A 16,199-nucleotide genomic window follows, 5' to 3' on the forward strand; every position below is an offset into this window, starting at 1 on the left:
CGGACACGCTCCGGGCCATAAAGGAGCCCCGATGCCCGAATACTGGTACAACGTCAACACCCACGAGATCGAGGAAGACGCGATGTCCGACTGGAGCCAGCTGATCGGACCGTACAAGACCCGCGAGGAAGCCGAACACGCCCTGGAAAAGGTCAAGGCGCGCAACGAGGCGTGGGACAAGGACGAGGACGACTAGCCCATAACGGCATGCTGCGCCCGCGGGGGAATTTCGCGGCGACCGCGGACCGGACATCGCACACGCTGACTGATGTTTCCCAGACCGTGATTCTCACCCTGTGCGGGTGAGTGCCGGCCGGTTGTGGCCCGCCATACTGGGAAAATGCCGACGCGCGTTGCCCGCACCCGCGGCGCCCGAATCTCAGACCTCCCCAGGCTCGCCCTTGCCTGGGCTGCCTCGACTGTGGCCCTCATTATCACCGGCGCCCTGCTGCCGGGGTTCTCTGCGGCCAGTTGGTGGTCATATGCCGCCGTGGCGGCGGCGGCCGGCCTCGTCGGCCTGATCCTGCGCCCCGTGCTGGTGGAGATCTCGGCCAGGGTGGGCTGGGTGGCAGTGCTTCTTACCGCCCTGGTGGGGCAGGCCCTGATCATGTACGTCGCCATCCGTCTGGTGCCCGGCATCGAGTCGACGCCGTTGACAGCCCTCGCCGCTACCTGGGTCAGTGCCGTCGTGGGCACACTCATCTCCTGGGCCACCACCGCCGGGACCGATGACGGCCTGATCACCTCGCTGGCCGGAAGGGCACGCCGGCAGGAAACGGTGACCGATCCGGAGGTGGACGGTGTCCTGTTCGTCCAGCTCGACGGGGTCCCCTTCCCGGTGCTGCAGTGGGCGGTCCAGTCCGGGGGAGTGCCCCATCTCCGGCGCTGGCTGGCCTCGGGGGATTACCAGTTCCGGGAATGGACACCCCAGCTGCCCTGCACCACGCCGGCGAGCCAGATGGGCATTCTGCACGGCACCGTCGACGGGATCCCGGCCTTCCGGTGGTATGACCGTGAGCTCCAGCGCGTCCTGGTAGCCAACCGTCCGGCAGACGCCCGGGTGATCGAGGAACGGCACAGCACCGGCCAGGGCCTGCTCTGCGACGACGGCGTCTCCATCTCGAACCTGTTCACCGGCGACGCGCCCCGCTCGTTCTTGACGATGAGCCGGGTGGAGGTCCGCCGCGGCTCCACCCAGACCCGCCGGGCGTTCGCCTGGTTTTTCGCCACCCCGAACGGCTTCATGCGCAGCTTCACGCGGACCGTCGGGGAGATCTTCAAGGAGCGTTGGCAGGCCCGGAGACAGATCAAACGTGACCTCAACCCGCGGGTGCGGCGGGACTGGACCTTCGCCCTGCTGCGGGCTGTCACCAACGGTCTGCTGCGGGACCTGAACACTGCCCTGGTGGCGGAGGAGCTGCGTCGCGGCACGAAGTGCATCTATGTCGACTACGTTGACTACGACGAGATCGCCCACCACGCAGGCATGTTCCGCCCCGAGTCGCTTGCAGCCCTGGATGGTTTGGACCGCACGCTCGGTGCCTTGGCCGAACTCGCCGGGTCCGCTCCCCGCCGCTACCGGCTGGTGGTGCTCTCGGACCACGGCCAGTCCCAAGGCACGCCGTTCGCGGACAAGTATGACCAGACGCTTGGCGATCTGTGCGCGGAACTGATGCAGGAACACGTTCAGAACGTGGACGCATCCGTCGAGGGACTCGGTCGGGCGGACTCCATCGCCGGCGACGTCGCCTCTGGCGGATTGTCCGGGAAGCTCGCCGGCCGTGCCGACGACGTGCTCACCAAGGCACAAGAGACGCCGGCTCCGGGCGACGCCGCAGAAGACCCGGTGGTCGTGTTGGGCTCGGGCAACCTGGGCCTGGTGTACCTGCGGGGTGACCGGCGCCTGAGTCTCCAGGCCCTCGACCATCAGTGGCCGGCCCTGGTCCCCGGACTGGCGGGCCATCCCGGCGTCGGGTTCGTGGCCGGCATCGATGACGACGGCGGGGCGTGGGCGATCGGAAGCGGTGGGCGCCGCAACATCACCAGCGGGACAGTGGAGGGCACCGACCCGCTGGCCGGCTTCGGGCCGCATGCGGCGCGGGTGCTGAAACTCGCGCTGATGCACCCCGAGGCGCCGGATCTCTACGTCAACAGCACGGTGGATCCCGTGACCGGCGACGTCGCAGCCTTCGAAGGACTCGTGGGATCCCACGGGGGCTTGGGCGGTTGGCAGGACCGCGCCATGCTGATGGGCCCGGCCGATCTCATGGCAGGGCTGCCCGAACGGATCGAGGGGGCCGGCGAACTCCACCAGGTGCTCGTGGCGATGCTCGAGTCCTGCGGCCAGCGCGCTACGACGGCGTCCCGCGACTAAGCGACTGGTTGGGGATCCCCAGCGGCCGGGCCAGTCCGAGGCCCGCAGCATACACGGCTTACACGGGGGCGGCCCATGACTGGCCGGGAGCAAGGACGACTGCCGTGCAGCCAGGAGCCTGCTTCGCCACGGCGTCGGCAAACCGGTGCCCGGGTCGCTCGAGCCAGCTCCGGGCAAACTTGTTGACGAATGGAGGGTGCAGCGTCCCCCAGTGCACCGGCAGGGCAAACCGCGCGCCGCTCATCGCGACAGCCCGGGCGGCGGTCTCCGGAGTCAGGTGGCCCGCCGAGAGTCTCGGTCCCCACCCCCAGACCGGCACCAGGGCGACATCGATCGGGCCTCCCGCCATGGCGGGGAGCGCAGCCATCTCCGGAAACAACCCCGTGTCACCCGCGATCCACACCGTGCCCGACGGGCCACGAACGAGCTGGCCATTGGCGTCGTTGGGACGGTGCGGCATGGGCCGGCTGCGATGCTCGGCCGGCACCTGGCGGATCTGGACCCCGTCGCCTACCGGGGTCCAGCCCTCACCCAAGGAGGCTGTGTGCGCCAGCTTTCGGCGCCGCAGCCAGTCCACGTTCGCCGGCGCGCTCATCAGCACCACCCCGCGCAGCAGGCGCAGGGAGCGCAACTCGGCGTGGTCGTGGTGCAGATGGGAGAGGAGCACCACGTCCGGTCGGTCCCACGACGCCGGGTCCGGCCGCGGTGCCAGACGTCGGAGCAGCCCGGCATGGGAGCGGAGCAGCGGATCGGTCAGGACCCGAACCCCGTCGAGATCCAGAACCACCGAGGAGTGACCAAGCCAGGTGATTCTCATGTCGGGCGTGGCCCGTTTTCGTGTCAGGCCAGGGCCTTGGCCTTAAGGGAATCAAACTCGGTCTGGTTGATGGCTCCGGAATCAAGCAGCGCCCTGGCATCGGCGATCTGGGCCGCCGGGCTGGCCGTCGAGCCTGCGGCCTGCTTGATGTATTCCTGCTGGGCAGCCTGCTGCTGGGCCACAATCTTCATTTGACGATCGGCCATGCTGCGGCCCCGGGCGATCAGGTAGATGAGGGCGCCGAGCCAGGGAACGAAGATCAGCAGGATAACCCAGCCGGCCTTGGCCCAGCCGCTGAGCTCGTGGTCGCTGAACAAGTCCATCAGGCAGCGGAACCACACCATCAGCGCAGCGATCCAGATGAAGAACCAGAAACTCCACAGCAGAACGTCCCAGAAGCTATTCGTGTCCATCGATACTCCTCGAATCGTGTCCGCCGGAGCCTGACCTTACGCGGAGCGCATGAAACCGTCCGGGCCGGCGGAACATCTTGAGGTCCTAATGCAGACCTTAATGGTCAGTGTGCCCGCACCGGAGGCCCAACGCCTCGCCCATGAAGGATGATGTGTGGCCGAAGCGTCCCCTGATCCGGAAGGTCGGGGGACCGCAGGCGGGGAACTAGAAGGAGTGTTCCGGGCCGGGGAACTGGCCCGAGCGCACCTCGTCGCCGTAGGCTTTTGCGGCATCGCTGAGCGACGTGCGCAGGTCGGCGTACTGTTTGACGAATTTCGCCATCTTTCCGCCGCGCAGGCCGGCCATGTCCTGCCACACCAGGACCTGTCCGGTCGTGCCGCTGCCGGCGCCGATGCCCACCGTGGGGACGTCGACGGCGGCATCCACGGCGGCCGCCGTGGCGGCCGGGACCATTTCCATGAGCACGCTGAACGCGCCGGCGTCGGCCAGCGCGACGGCGTCGTCGATCAGGCGCTGGGCGTCATCGCCGCGGCCCTGGACGCGGTAGCCGCCGAGGGAGTGCTCGCTCTGCGGGGTGAAACCGATGTGCGCCATGACGGGGATGCCGGCCTGGACCATGGCGCGGACGGTCTCGGCGTAGAACTTTCCGCCTTCGATCTTGACGGCGTGGGCCAGGCCCTCTTTCAGGAACCGGACGCCGGTGGCGACCGCCTGCTGGGCGGAGACCTCGTAGCTGCCGAACGGCAGGTCAGCGATTACCAGGGCCCGTCGCGCGGAGCGGGCGACGGCCCGGCACAGCGGAAGGAGCTCGTCCACCGTCACGGGAAGACTGGTCTCGTTGCCGAAGACGTTGTTGGAGGCCGAATCGCCCACGAGGAGCACCTCGATGCCTGCCTGGTCAAAGATTTCTGCGCTGTACTGGTCGTACGCGGTGAGCATGGCGAAGCGTTCACCGTTGACCTTGGCCGCCTGGAGATGGTGCGTGCGGATCCTGGCTGCCGGTTTCCGGGCCGCCTCTGCACCCCCGCCGGCGGTCCCGCCGGTGCCACCGGCCGACGTGGCCGACGAGGCGGCCGCCGAAGCCGCTGCCGGGCCGCTGCCGTAGGGGGCCGCAAGTTCTGCGGGCGTGCTGGAATCGGAGCTGTTACTTGAGGCCATGCCACGAGCGTAGTGCGCGACGAAGTGCCGCAGCTACCGGGAGACGCCTTCATGTGCCGTGAATCACATCACGCGGGCGGTCCGTGCGACGGCGCCCTGCCGCCGGACGCCGCGAATTCGACCGCCTGTATGTTAACGGTGTGTTACGCGGGGGTCCGGCTTCGGTAATCGGTGGCAATGCTTAGTAAAGTGAACCGTGAGCAGCCGCGGGGCCCATGAATGCCGGGCCTGGGGCGGATGGAAGAACCGGAAAGAGGCCAGTATGGACCGCCAGCAAGAGTTTGTCCTGCGGACGATCGAAGAGCGCGACGTGCGGTTTGTGCGCCTGTGGTTCACCGACGTCGTGGGATCGCTCAAGTCCGTGGCCCTGGCCCCGGCCGAGGTGGAGGGTGCCTTCGAGGAAGGACTCGGATTCGACGGTTCCTCGATCGAAGGCCTGGCCCGCGTCTTCGAATCCGACATGCTGGCCCAGCCGGATCCGGCCACGTTCCAGATCCTTCCGTGGCGCGGCGAGACGGAAGCCACATCGCGGATGTTCTGCGACATCCTGACACCCGACGGCGAACCTTCCGCCGCGGACCCCCGCAACGTCCTCAAGCGCACCCTGGCCAAGGCCGCGGACATGGGCTTCACCTGCTACACCCACCCCGAGATCGAGTTCTACCTGCTCAAGTCCCAGGAACCCGGCCCCGACGGATCACCCGTCCCCGTGGACGAAGGCGGCTACTTCGACCACGTCCCGGGCGGCGTGGCCCAGGACTTCCGCCGGACCGCCGTGACCATGCTCGAATCGGTCGGCATCTCCGTGGAATTCAGCCACCACGAGGCCGGACCGGGCCAGAACGAAATCGACCTTCGCTACGCGGACGCCCTGCAGACCGCGGACAACATCATGACGTTCCGCACGGTCATCAAGGAAGTCGCGCTGCAGCAGGGCACGTATGCCACCTTCATGCCCAAGCCCTTCACCGCCCACCCCGGTTCCGGCATGCACACCCACTTCTCCCTCTTCGAAGGGGACACCAACGCCTTCTACGAGGCCGGTTCCGAGTTCCAGCTGTCCGAGACGGCGCGCCAGTTCATTGCCGGCATCCTCAAGCACGCCCCCGAATTCACGGCCGTGACCAACCAGTTCGTCAACTCCTACAAGCGGCTCTGGGGCGGGGGAGAGGCGCCGAGCTACCTGAGCTGGGGCCACAACAACCGCTCCGCCCTGGTCCGCGTTCCGCTGTACAAGCCCGGCAAGGGCCAGTCCGCGCGGATCGAATACCGTGGCATCGACTCCGCCGCCAACCCCTACCTGGCCTACGCCGTGCTCCTCGGTGCCGGCCTCAAGGGCATCGAGGAGGGCTACCAGCTCCCCGCCGCGGCCGAGGACGACATCTGGTCGCTGAGCTCGGCGGAACGCCGCGCCATGGGACACGACCCGCTGCCGGCCAGCCTGCACGACGCCATCCGGACCATGGAGGATTCCGAGCTCATGCCGCAGATCCTGGGCGAGCAGGTGTTCGAGCACTTCCTGCGCAACAAGCGTGCAGAATGGCAGGACTACCGCCTCCAGGTGACGCCCTACGAACTGCAGCGCAATCTCGGCATCCTGTAGGTTGCCCCGATGAGCCTGGCACGACGCCTCATTGCCGCCGGCTTCAGCGATCTGGACAAGGGCGAGCGGTTCCTGGCGGCCCGGGAACTGGAGGGACTCGACCAGGATGCCCTTTTCGCGGGGCTGCAGCTGGCGGCGAACCCGGACACGGCCCTGCAGTCCCTGGTCCGGCTGATCGAGAAGCACCCGGAGCTGCGCAAGCTTGCCGTCGCGGACTTGGAAAGCAGTGAACCGCTGTACCGGGTCCTGGGGGCCTCCGAGGCGCTCGGCGAGTTCCTCATCCGCCACCCCGAACACCTCGACGCCTTCGACGTCCGGGTCAGCCCGGAACCGCTGCCAGCGGACACCGTGGCCCTGCGCACCCGGCTGCTGCAATCGGTCCGGGCCGATCCCAAGTCGGCCCGGCCGGTGGCCGCCCTGAGCGGACAGGAAGCCTACGCGGCCCTGCGCACCGCCTACCGGCGCGGGCTCGTGGAGCTGGCCATCAAGGACCTGTGCGCGGCCGATCCGCTGGACTTCATGCCCGCCGCGGGTGCGGAACTGGCGGATCTCGCCGGCGCCGCCCTCGAGGCGGCCCTCGCCGTGTCCCGGGCCGAAGCGGCGGAGAAGTTCGACGCCGCGGAGGTGGCCGACGTCGGCCTCGCCGTGATCGGCATGGGCAAATGCGGGGCCCGCGAACTGAACTACATTTCCGACGTCGACGTCATCTACGTGATCGATTCCGGCGCGCTGGAGGAGACCCGGGCCACGACGATCGGCACCGTCCTCGCCTCCGGGATCTCACGCGCGATCATGTCCACTAGCCGCGAACCCGGACTGTGGGAAGTGGATGCGAACCTCCGGCCCGAGGGAAAGTCGGGGCCGCTGGTCCGGACCCTCGCCTCGCATGAGAGCTATTACGCGCGCTGGGCCGAGAGCTGGGAATTCCAGGCCCTGCTGAAGGCCCGGACCATCGCCGGCGACACCGCCCTGGGAGCCCGCTACGAAGCAGCCCTGACGCCCCTGATCTGGTCCTCGGCCGGGCGGGAGGGCTTTGTCGAATCCGTCCGCGCCATGCGCCGCCGCGTCACCGAGCACATTCCAGCCGATGAGGAACAGCGGCAGATCAAGCTGGGCCGCGGCGGACTGCGCGACGTCGAATTCACCGTCCAGCTGCTGCAGCTCGTGCACGGCAAGTCCGATGAATCGTTGCGCCGCCGGGACACCACCTCGGCCATCGCCGCGCTGTCCGCCGGCGGGTACATCGGCCGCTCCGACGCTGCGGAGTTTGACCGCGACTACCGGTACCTGCGGCTGCTCGAACACCGGATCCAGCTGTTCCAGCTGCGCCGGACGCACCTCATGCCGGTGAACGAAGCGTCATTGCGTTCCCTGGCCAAGGCGGTCCTGGGACCGTTCTCCGCCGAGCGGCCCAAGCCGGACGCCCTGGTCGCGGCGTGGCGAAAAACCAAGCGCTCCGTCCGGGAACTCCACGAACGAATCTTCTACCGGCCCCTGCTCAATACCGTCGCCACCCTGAGCAGCGAAGAGGCACGCCTGACCCCGGAAGCCGCCCAGGGCCGCCTCGCCGCCCTCGGCTACCTCGATCCCCCCGGCGCCATGCGGCACATCGAGGCCCTCACCGCCGGCGTGAGCCGGCGCGCGGCACTCCAGCGCCAGCTCCTGCCCATCCTGCTGGACTGGCTCGCCGACGGCGTGGACCCCGACGCCGGGCTGCTCGCCTTCCGGCGGGTCAGCGAGGCCCTCGGCACAACACACTGGTACCTGGGCATGCTTCGGGATTCGACGGCAGCGGCCGAACGGCTCTGCCACGTGCTCGCCAACTCCCGGCTGATCGCGGACCTGCTGGAGGTTTCGCCCGAATCAGTGGCGTGGCTGGGCACTGACAAGGAACTGGTGCCGCTCAGCTTCGAATCCCAATGGCTTGAAATTACCTCGAAGATGTCCCGGCACGCGGACCCGGAGAGCGCCATGCGGCTGATCCGGCTGATCCGGCGCCGGGAAATCCTCCGGGTCGCCATCGCGGACAGCGCCGGGCTGCTGGACCAGGACCAGGTGGGGGCAGCCCTCGCCGACACCGACCGGGCCGCCGTCCTGGGGGCGCTGCGCGTGGCGGAGACAATCATCACCGCCGAGGAACCGCTGAAGACCCACGTGCTGGTGGTCGCGATGGGCCGTCAGGGCGGCCGGGAGATCGGCTACGGCTCGGACGCCGACGTCATGTACGTCCACCGCGGGCTCCCCGGCGTGCCGGAAGAGGAGGCGCAGGCCCAGGCCCTGCAGATCGTGGGCAAGCTCTCCAGCCTGCTGACCCAGCCGCTCAAACCGGCGATCCTGGCCGAGCGGGTGCTCGCAGTGGACGCGGACCTGCGCCCCGAGGGCAAGAGCGGGCCCATGGTGCGGTCGCTGGAGTCCTATGCCGAGTACTACCGCCGGTGGTCCCTCGTCTGGGAGGCCCAGGCGTTGCTGCGGGCGCGCCCCATGGCCGGCGACGATGCCCTGGCCGAGGATTTCGTGGCGCTGATCGACACCATCCGGTACCCGGAGTCTTTGTCTGACCAGGACGTGCGGGAGGTGCGGCGGGTCAAGGCCAGGGTCGAGGCGGAGCGCCTGCCGCGCGGCGCCGATCCCGCCCGTCACCTGAAGCTTGGCCGGGGCGGGCTGAGCGACGTCGAATGGCTGGCCCAGCTGCTCCAGCTCCGGCACGCCGGCCGGCACCCGGAGCTGCGGACCACGTCCACGGTGGACGCGCTCGAGGCGGCCGCGGCACTGGACCTGATCGACGCCGGCGACACCGTCATCCTCCTCCGGGCCTGGCGGCTGGCGAGCCGGATCCGTTCGGCCAACGTCATCTGGACCGGCCGCCCCTCGGACCTGCTGCCCTCGTCCCGCCGCGACCTTGAGGCGGTGGCCCGCTGGTGCGGCTACGGACAAGGCAACGCCGCGGCGCTGGAGGAGGACTACCTGCGGTTGAGCCGGCGCGCCCGGGCGGTATTCGAGCGGGTCTTCTACGGCCAATAGCGCCCGACGGCGGCCTGCCGGCGGCGGACCGGACCTGCTGACACATGCTGCGGGCGGTGCTACCTTGGGCCAATGGCCAGGCAACTTTTTGTGAACCTTCCCGTCCGGAACCTCGATAAGACCGTTGAATTCTTCACGGCGCTGGGATTCTCCTTCAACCCCGACTTCACCGATGAGAACGCCACCTGCATGATCGTCAACGACGGCGCGTACGTGATGCTGCTCGTCGAGTCCTACTTCAAGACCTTCACCTCGAAGTCCGTCGCCGCTACGGCCGGCACCGCCGAGGTCATCATGTCCTTCTCGCTTGAGAGCCGCGAAGCCGTGGACGAGGTCATCCGTACCGCCCTGACCTCCGGGGGCACGGCATCGGAGGAAGCCCAGGACTACGGCTTCATGTACACCCACAGCTTCCAGGACCCGGACGGCCACCTCTGGGAAGTCTTCTGGATGGATCCGGCCGGACCGCCCAAGGACGCTGCGCTGTAGCCGCAGCCCTGCAGCCGCACCCCTGCAGGCAGGGGCGACGGCGGCGCGGGTACGCTGTCTACATGTCCGGACACGTATGGCTGCTGCCTTTGAAGAACCTCGACGACGACGCCCGGGCCATCAAGCTTGCGGAAATCGCGCTGCTGGAGCTCGGCGAGGGGCAGCAGAAGTTCGTGGGGGACCCGCTGCGGATGGTGCTGATTGGGCTCGAGGAAGAGTCCCGGCACCCGTTCGCCGTGGATGCGAACGGGGCCGCCGTGGGAGTCCTGACGCTTCAGGCCGGAGCGGCGACCCTCGCGGGCTGGGCCGAGGACCACACCGCCTGGCTCCTGCGGGGCTTCCTGATCGACCGGCGGCAGCAGGGCAAGGGCCTCGGCACTCTCGCCGCGGAGGCCGCCGTGCGGGAGGCAGCCAAACTGACGGCGGGCCTCGGCAGCGGCCAGACCGGCGTCGTACTCTCCGTCAACGAACTGAACCCCGGCGGGCAAGCCGCTTACCGCAACGCCGGATTCGAGGACCGCGGCCGCTACGAAGGCGGCGACGCCGGCCCGCAGCGCGTCATGTACCGGGCATTCTGAACCGGGCAGTTTGAACCCCATACGCGATTCCGTCAGTCGCGGGCAGCGGAACGTCAACTGTAGTTGACGCCGCCCCGGTGATCGCACCGGCGCAGTGTCCCGGACCGCATTCAACACTCGGGCGGGCACCTTGATGAGTTCTTGCGACCCCTTGACAGGCTTCAACCGAAAGGACGAGCATGTCGGTCACCAAAACCCTTTCGACGCCAGCGGCAAACTTTCCGCCAGATTCTCCCGAAAGCAGGCTCATCGTTTACGAAGGCGGCACTCACGGGTTGCCCGGCACCGAACGCGAGCCGCTCGACACCGACCTGCCCGCAGTCATCGATTCCGCCAGCCGCACCTGAACACGAGAAGGAAGAAGCTATGCCGCAAACTGAGGCGCCCGACACGATCGTGCTCGTTCACGGGCTGTGGATGACCCCGCGCAGCTGGGAGGACTGGAAGGCGTACTACGAAGCCAAGGGCTTCACAGTGCTCACGCCCGCCTACCCTGGATTCGAGATAGAAGTCGAGGCGCTGCGCGAGAACCCCGACATCATCGCGAACCTGACGGTGCCGGAAACCGTGGACCACCTCGCCGCGCAGATCGGGGCGCTACCGAAACCGCCGATTATCATGGGTCACTCGTTCGGCGGGACGCTCACTCAGCTCCTCGTCGCCCGAGGCCTTGGGGCCGCTGCCGTCGCCATCAACTCCGCACCGACGGAGGGAGTGCGCGTGACCCCGCTGTCGCAGGCGCGGTCGCTGTTTCCGGCACTAAAGAACCCGGCCAACATCCACAAGGCAGTCGCGTTCACGCCAGAAGAGTTCCACTACGCGTTCACAAACACACTCTCCAAGGAGGCCTCCGACGCGGTGTGGGAAAAGTACGCAATCGCCGCTCCCGGGAACTGGGTGTGGGCATACGGACTGATCGCAAACTTCAAGCCCGGACCGCAGGAAACGTGGGTCGATTATTCGATCGCGCGGGCGCCGCTCCTCTTCATCGCCGGCGGCGCAGATCACATCATGCCCCCGGCGGTCAACAAATCGAACGCGAAGCACTGGGGGAAGTCGCCCTCCCTCACCGCGTACCACGAGTTCCCCGGCCGGTCGCACTGGACCTGCGGCGAGCCCGGCTGGGAACAAGTGGCCGACTACGCGTTGGAATGGGCACTCGCACCCGCAACCACGGCCGTATGACCGGGCGTCGGAGCAAGCGGATCGTGGCATGACAAAAGGGCCGGCCCCGGGTTGATCCCCGAGGCCGGCCCTTGATTGTTTCGCGAATCCGCGGCGAGGCGGCCTAAGCCGTCTTCACTCGCAGGGTACGACTAGACGCCGTAGTAGAGCTCGAACTCGTACGGGTTCGGGCGCAGCGAGAGCGGACGGATCTCGTTCTCGTACTTGTACTCGATCCAGGTGTCGATCAGGTCCTGGGTGAAGACGCCGCCGGCCTGCAGGAACTCGTTGTCCTCGGCCAGTGCATCCAGGGCCTCCTCGAGGGTGCCCGGAGCCTTGGGGATGTCCTTGGCTTCTTCGGCCGGGAGCTCGTAGAGGTCCTTGTCGATCGGAGCCGGGGGTTCGATCCGGTTGCGGATGCCGTCGATGCCGGCCATCAGCTGGGCAGCGAACGCCAGGTACGGGTTGGAGGAGGGGTCCGGGGCGCGGAACTCGATGCGCTTGGCCTTCGGGTTGGAGCCCGTGATCGGGATACGGATACCGGCGGAGCGGTTGCCCTGCGAGTAAACCATGTTGACCGGGGCTTCGAAGCCCTTGACCAGGCGGCGGTAGGAGTTCACCGTCGGGTTGGTGAAGGCCAGGACGGCGGAGGAGTGCTTCAGCAGGCCACCGATGTACCAGCGGGCGGTGTCGGACAGGCCGGCGTAGCCCTTCTCGTCGTAGAACAGCGGCTCGCCGCCGGTCCACAGCGACTGGTGGCAGTGCATGCCCGAGCCGTTGTCACCGAAGACCGGCTTCGGCATGAAGGTCACGGACTTGCCCCAGGCATCGGCCGTGTTCTTGATGACGTACTTGAACTTCTGCAGGTCATCAGCCGCGTGGGTCAGGGTGGTGAACTTGTAGTTGATCTCAGCCTGGCCGGCGGAACCGACTTCGTGGTGGCTGCGCTCGACCTCAAGGCCGGCCTCGTCCAGGGCAACACACATGGCATCGCGCAGGTCGGCCTGCTTGTCGGTGGGGGAGACCGGGAAGTAACCGCCCTTGACCGGGGTCTTGTAGCCGAGGTTTCCGCCCTCTTCCTCGCGGCCGGAGTTCCAGTGTGCTTCCTCGGAGTCGATCTTGTAGAAGCTGCCCTGCGGGGAGGACTGGTACTGGACGTTGTCGAAGACGAAGAACTCGGCCTCGGGAGCGAAGAACGCGGTGTCGGCGATGCCGGTGGAGGCCAGGTAGGCCTCTGCCTTCTCGGCCACGCCGCGGGGATCGCGGTGGTAGGGGTCACCGGTACGCGGGTTCACGATCGAGAAGTTCAGCGCAAGGGTCTTCTCCATGCGGAACGTGTCGATGAACGCCGTCGTGACGTCCGGGATGAGCTGCATGTCAGACTCGGCGATGCCCTGGAAGCCGCGGATCGAAGATCCGTCGAAAAGCTGGCCGTTGACGAAGAAGTCGGCGTCAACGCTCTTGGCGGGCACGTTGAAGTGCTGCTGAACGCCAGGGAGATCGGTGAAGCGGATATCGACGAATTTGATGTCTTCGTCCTTGATGAACTTGAGGACTTCGTCCGCAGTCTTGAACATCTATGCTCCTTACGCATATGAAAGATCTGGCCGTCAGGCACATTTGTCCAGCGCAGTCCAACAGCGGGGAAGGCAAAAAGCTTCCCCGCTTCGCAGTCGCTAGCAACTGTTACCACCCTAAGGACGCGGGATTTCCCCGCAGTGTCCGCATTGTTTCGGGGAGGTTACAGAATGTCCTGACACGTAAACGGTAGTCGCCAGTCCACACTGTGGCCTATCTGGTCCACAGTGTGACACCCTACCGCCCACACTGTGGACAGGCCAGAGCCGATAAGCTTGGAGGGTGGTTGATCGCAAAGACATCGGTTCATGGCTCAGCGGGCCGGACACATCCGGCATCTCCCGGTACCCGGGGGAGCGGCTCGGGCTGCCCGAGTCCGGGCCACGATCGATCGCCCGTGCCGGCCGGCGCATCCTGGCGATCTGCATTGACTGGGGCATCGCACTGCTGATCAGCAATTTCGCCTTCGGCGGCGACTCCTGGGCCACGCTTGCCGTGTTTGCCATCGAACAGATCCTGCTCATCGGCACCCTCGGCTACAGCATCGGCCACCGGATCGTGGGGATCCACGTGGTCCGGCCGGGCGGCGGCCCGGCGGGTCCACTCGCAGCCCTGGTGCGCACGCTGCTGCTGTGCCTCGTTATCCCTGCCGTCATCTTCGACCCGGACCAGCGCGGCCTCCACGACAAGGCCATGAATACGGTGCTCGTCCGGATGTAGTCGCTGCCCGTGTCCGACGGCGGTGCCAGGCAGCCAGGCGCGGCGGGTCCTCGTCCGTTTGCCGCACATGGCCGCTAACCGCCCCGCATAGCGGCCATGTGCGTCAGACGGGCACAGCGACGGTGCGGGCGCGGCGGGCCCTCGTCCGTTTGCCACGAACGGCCGCTAACCGCCCCGCATAGCGGCCATGTGCGTCAGACGGGCACAGCGATGGTGCCGGGGCGGTTCCTCGTCCGTTTGCCACGAACGGCCGCTAAATTCCCCGCATTGCGGCCATGTGCGTCAGACGGGCACAGCGATGGTGCCGGGGGCGCACAGGAACCCGGGGTCCTGGGCGGAGCTAGACCCCCGCCGTCTCCTGGGTCGGCGTCGGCGCAGCCTCGCCGGACCGTGCCGCCAGGTATCCGCGGCGGCCGGCCCAGCGCTCAAACCAAACCGTCGCGAAGGGGAAGACGGCGGAGAGTCCCGAGAGCAAGGCCACCCGGAACGGCCAGCGCAACATGGCCCACAGGCTCAGCGCCGCAATCGCGTAGCCGATGAAGAACGCGCCGTGGATCGGACCGGCAATCTCCACGCCGAGTTCCGTCGTCCGGGTGACCCATTTGAGCACCATGCCGAGCAGCAGCGCGGCCCAGCTGAACGCTTCGGCGATCGCCAGCCCCCGGAAGATGCGGATCATCGTGGCGGTCGAGGGAAGTTTCATGCGTGTCTCCTGAGTTCTTGCGTCCGGTGTCGAGGTGTCGCGGTGTCCGGTATCCCGTGTCCGGTGCGTGGCGCCGGGTGGACCGACGTCGCGCCGTAAAAGAGCGGTACAAGAAACGCCCCGGCTGGCGGCCTGACGTGGCCGTGAACCGGGGCGATTCTGTACTGCGATTCTGTACTGCGGGCAATCCTGTCCAGCGGGCGCGGTACTGCCGCCCGCCTAGCGTCCGCGGGTCGGACGGGCCTTGTAAGGATCGATGCCCTTCGGGATGGGCAGGCGGCCGCCAAGCGAGGAAATGCGCTTGGACACGGCGCTGACCTCGGTCTTGGTCAGTTCACCCTTGAGCTTGTTCATCTTCTTGGCGATCTGGCTGAGCGGCACCTGGCCCTCGCCGCGGCCGCTTTCGATCACATGGATGGTGACGTTGGGGAGGATGCGTGCAAGGCGTTTGCGCTCGGCGTCGACCAGCGGCTTGACCCGGTTGCTGGGGCCTTCGCTGACAAGCACGACGCCGGGACGGCCGATGGCGCGGAAGACGGCGTCCTGCGTGCGGGGGTTCACGGCGACGGGCTGGTCCTCGGTGATCCAGCCGCGCTTGAGCGTGCCCAGCGCGGCACCTGAGGCGCCCGGCTGGTTCTCGATCTGCGCGAACGCGGCGCGCTCGGCGCGGCGGGACAGGATCAGGGTGGCCGCGAGGGCACCCAGGGCGATGCCGATGATCAGGCCGGTGATCCAGTTGTTGAGCAGGAAACCGACCAGGAGGCTGAGCGCAACAACACCCAGGAACGCCAGCAACATGAGCCACGGAACCATGGGATCGTGGCGGCGGGTCATCTGGAAGACCTCGCCGATCTGCTTCAGCCGGCTCGGCTTCTTGGCCTTTGCTTCCTTGGGCTTACGGGAGAAAAGACCGCGCTTCGGAGCTTCGGAAGCCGGGCTGGAGTTGCTGGGATCAGGGGAATTCGCCATAGTTCCTTAATTCTACGTGATGGACGGCCAAGGGCCGGCACCGGAGTCATCCGGTGCCGGCCCTTAATCGGAAGGGTGTCAGAGCAGGGTTCAGGAATGTGCCGCGAGCAGCGAGCTGGCTTCCTGGCGGGTGCTTCCGGAGCTTTCGATGTGGGCGAGTTCGGCCGGGATTTCCCAGCCCTTCTTGCGCATCGCGGTGGCCCAGAGCCGGCCGGCGCGGTAGGAGGAACGCACCAGGGGTCCGGACATGACGCCCAGGAAGCCGATCTCGTCGGCTTCATTCTGCAGGTCCACGAATTCCTGCGGCTTGACCCAGCGGTCCACCGGCAGGTGCCGCTCGGAGGGGCGGAGGTACTGGGTGATAGTGATGAGGTCACAGCCGGCCTCGTGCAGGTCCCGCAGCGCCTCGGAGATTTCCTCGCGGGTCTCGCCCATGCCGAGGATCAGGTTGGACTTGGTCACCATGCCGAGCTTGCGGCCCTGGGTGATGACGTCCAGGGAGCGGTCGTAGCGGAACGCCGGGCGGATCCGCTTGAAGATCCGGGGCACGGTTTCGACGTTGTGGGCGAAGACCTCGGGCTTGGAGTCGCAGATCGCCTCGATGTGCTCGG

General features: G+C 67.4%; 15 protein-coding genes and 1 pseudogene. 9 read left to right on the plus strand and 7 right to left on the minus strand.

The genetic code is table 11. The features are described from left to right. Positions 1-31: 31 nt before the first annotated feature. On the plus strand, positions 32-196 hold the full coding sequence (locus C560_RS23380; protein ID WP_018772367.1) for an SPOR domain-containing protein: 165 nt from the start codon (positions 32-34) through the stop codon (positions 194-196). A 144-nt stretch (positions 197-340) separates the two neighbouring features. Next, positions 341-2,374 (plus strand): phage holin family protein, encoded by a 2,034-nt coding sequence (locus tag C560_RS22035; RefSeq protein WP_051533207.1) that lies wholly within the window; start codon positions 341-343, stop codon positions 2,372-2,374. A 58-nt stretch (positions 2,375-2,432) separates the two neighbouring features. On the opposite strand, the gene C560_RS0114990 is transcribed toward C560_RS22035, so the two are convergent. The 3 genes from C560_RS0114990 to panB form a co-directional block, all read right to left on the minus strand. Beyond that, entirely contained in the window at positions 2,433-3,191 is a 759-nt protein-coding gene (locus C560_RS0114990) for an MBL fold metallo-hydrolase (protein ID WP_026538817.1), read from the minus strand. A 23-nt stretch (positions 3,192-3,214) separates the two neighbouring features. Further along, positions 3,215-3,604 (minus strand): SHOCT domain-containing protein, encoded by a 390-nt coding sequence (locus C560_RS0114995; RefSeq protein WP_018772370.1) that lies wholly within the window; start codon positions 3,602-3,604, stop codon positions 3,215-3,217. A 205-nt stretch (positions 3,605-3,809) separates the two neighbouring features. Further along, the gene (gene panB, locus C560_RS0115000; protein ID WP_026538818.1) at positions 3,810-4,763 is read right to left on the minus strand and encodes a 3-methyl-2-oxobutanoate hydroxymethyltransferase; all 954 of its coding nucleotides are present in this window, start codon (positions 4,761-4,763) and stop codon (positions 3,810-3,812) included. A gap of 262 nt (positions 4,764-5,025) precedes the next feature. On the opposite strand from panB, the gene glnA (C560_RS0115005) reads away from it, so the two are divergent. The 6 genes from glnA (C560_RS0115005) to C560_RS0115030 all read left to right on the plus strand — a co-directional run bounded on the left by glnA (C560_RS0115005) (position 5,026) and on the right by C560_RS0115030 (position 11,639). Next, positions 5,026-6,366 carry a type I glutamate--ammonia ligase gene (gene glnA, locus C560_RS0115005; RefSeq protein ID WP_018772372.1) on the plus strand — a complete coding sequence of 447 codons (1,341 nt, stop codon included), beginning with the start codon at positions 5,026-5,028 and terminating at the stop codon, positions 6,364-6,366. Between the two features lie 9 nt (positions 6,367-6,375). Then, entirely contained in the window at positions 6,376-9,387 is a 3,012-nt protein-coding gene (locus C560_RS0115010) for a bifunctional [glutamine synthetase] adenylyltransferase/[glutamine synthetase]-adenylyl-L-tyrosine phosphorylase (RefSeq protein ID WP_026538819.1), read from the plus strand. A gap of 72 nt (positions 9,388-9,459) precedes the next feature. Next, entirely contained in the window at positions 9,460-9,876 is a 417-nt protein-coding gene (locus tag C560_RS0115015; protein ID WP_026266248.1) for a VOC family protein, read from the plus strand. A 62-nt stretch (positions 9,877-9,938) separates the two neighbouring features. Beyond that, positions 9,939-10,454, plus strand: a complete 516-nt coding sequence (locus tag C560_RS0115020; protein WP_026538820.1) for a GNAT family N-acetyltransferase — start codon at positions 9,939-9,941, stop codon at positions 10,452-10,454. 179 nt (positions 10,455-10,633) lie between these two features. Further along, positions 10,634-10,801, plus strand: a complete 168-nt coding sequence (locus C560_RS23385; RefSeq protein ID WP_155855795.1) for a hypothetical protein — start codon at positions 10,634-10,636, stop codon at positions 10,799-10,801. A 19-nt stretch (positions 10,802-10,820) separates the two neighbouring features. Continuing rightward, positions 10,821-11,639: an alpha/beta hydrolase gene (locus C560_RS0115030; protein WP_026538821.1), complete on the plus strand. Its 819-nt coding sequence runs from the start codon at positions 10,821-10,823 to the stop codon at positions 11,637-11,639. A 131-nt stretch (positions 11,640-11,770) separates the two neighbouring features. On the opposite strand, the gene glnA (C560_RS0115035) is transcribed toward C560_RS0115030, so the two are convergent. Continuing rightward, on the minus strand, positions 11,771-13,195 hold the full coding sequence (gene glnA / locus C560_RS0115035; protein ID WP_018772378.1) for a type I glutamate--ammonia ligase: 1,425 nt from the start codon (positions 13,193-13,195) through the stop codon (positions 11,771-11,773). Positions 13,196-13,478: 283 nt separating this feature from the next. Here glnA (C560_RS0115035) and C560_RS0115040 point away from each other — a divergent pair, with 283 nt between their 5' ends. After that, on the plus strand, positions 13,479-13,916 hold the full coding sequence (locus C560_RS0115040; protein WP_018772379.1) for an RDD family protein: 438 nt from the start codon (positions 13,479-13,481) through the stop codon (positions 13,914-13,916). A gap of 340 nt (positions 13,917-14,256) precedes the next feature. On the opposite strand, the gene C560_RS0115045 is transcribed toward C560_RS0115040, so the two are convergent. From C560_RS0115045 to C560_RS0115055, 3 genes and pseudogenes are all read right to left on the minus strand, one after another. Continuing rightward, positions 14,257-14,619, minus strand: a complete 363-nt coding sequence (locus C560_RS0115045) for a DUF3817 domain-containing protein (protein ID WP_026538822.1) — start codon at positions 14,617-14,619, stop codon at positions 14,257-14,259. 219 nt (positions 14,620-14,838) lie between these two features. Further along, a complete protein-coding gene (locus C560_RS0115050; RefSeq protein ID WP_018772381.1) occupies positions 14,839-15,588 on the minus strand; it encodes a DUF4191 domain-containing protein in 750 nt (249 codons plus the stop codon). A gap of 90 nt (positions 15,589-15,678) precedes the next feature. Then, positions 15,679-16,199: pseudogene (locus C560_RS0115055) on the minus strand (lipoyl synthase); the annotation flags it as partial.

Source organism: Arthrobacter sp. 9MFCol3.1 (assembly GCF_000620385.1).
GTDB lineage: Bacteria > Actinomycetota > Actinomycetes > Actinomycetales > Micrococcaceae > Arthrobacter.

Excerpts from the sequence above, each read along its gene's own strand:
- C560_RS0115045 (WP_026538822.1), bottom strand. The coding sequence starts at position 14,619 with ATGAAACTTCCCTCGACCGCCACGATGATCCGCATCTTCCGGGGGCTG.
- glnA (WP_018772372.1), top strand. The coding sequence starts at position 5,026 with ATGGACCGCCAGCAAGAGTTTGTCCTGCGGACGATCGAAGAGCGCGAC.
- C560_RS22035 (WP_051533207.1), top strand. The coding sequence starts at position 341 with ATGCCGACGCGCGTTGCCCGCACCCGCGGCGCCCGAATCTCAGACCTC.
- C560_RS23385 (WP_155855795.1), top strand. The coding sequence starts at position 10,634 with ATGTCGGTCACCAAAACCCTTTCGACGCCAGCGGCAAACTTTCCGCCA.
- glnA (WP_018772378.1), bottom strand. The coding sequence starts at position 13,195 with ATGTTCAAGACTGCGGACGAAGTCCTCAAGTTCATCAAGGACGAAGAC.
- C560_RS0115030 (WP_026538821.1), top strand. The coding sequence starts at position 10,821 with ATGCCGCAAACTGAGGCGCCCGACACGATCGTGCTCGTTCACGGGCTG.
- panB (WP_026538818.1), bottom strand. The coding sequence starts at position 4,763 with ATGGCCTCAAGTAACAGCTCCGATTCCAGCACGCCCGCAGAACTTGCG.
- C560_RS0115050 (WP_018772381.1), bottom strand. The coding sequence starts at position 15,588 with ATGGCGAATTCCCCTGATCCCAGCAACTCCAGCCCGGCTTCCGAAGCT.
- C560_RS23380 (WP_018772367.1), top strand. The coding sequence starts at position 32 with ATGCCCGAATACTGGTACAACGTCAACACCCACGAGATCGAGGAAGAC.
- C560_RS0115010 (WP_026538819.1), top strand. The coding sequence starts at position 6,376 with ATGAGCCTGGCACGACGCCTCATTGCCGCCGGCTTCAGCGATCTGGAC.
- C560_RS0114995 (WP_018772370.1), bottom strand. The coding sequence starts at position 3,604 with ATGGACACGAATAGCTTCTGGGACGTTCTGCTGTGGAGTTTCTGGTTC.
- C560_RS0114990 (WP_026538817.1), bottom strand. The coding sequence starts at position 3,191 with ATGAGAATCACCTGGCTTGGTCACTCCTCGGTGGTTCTGGATCTCGAC.
- C560_RS0115015 (WP_026266248.1), top strand. The coding sequence starts at position 9,460 with ATGGCCAGGCAACTTTTTGTGAACCTTCCCGTCCGGAACCTCGATAAG.
- C560_RS0115020 (WP_026538820.1), top strand. The coding sequence starts at position 9,939 with ATGTCCGGACACGTATGGCTGCTGCCTTTGAAGAACCTCGACGACGAC.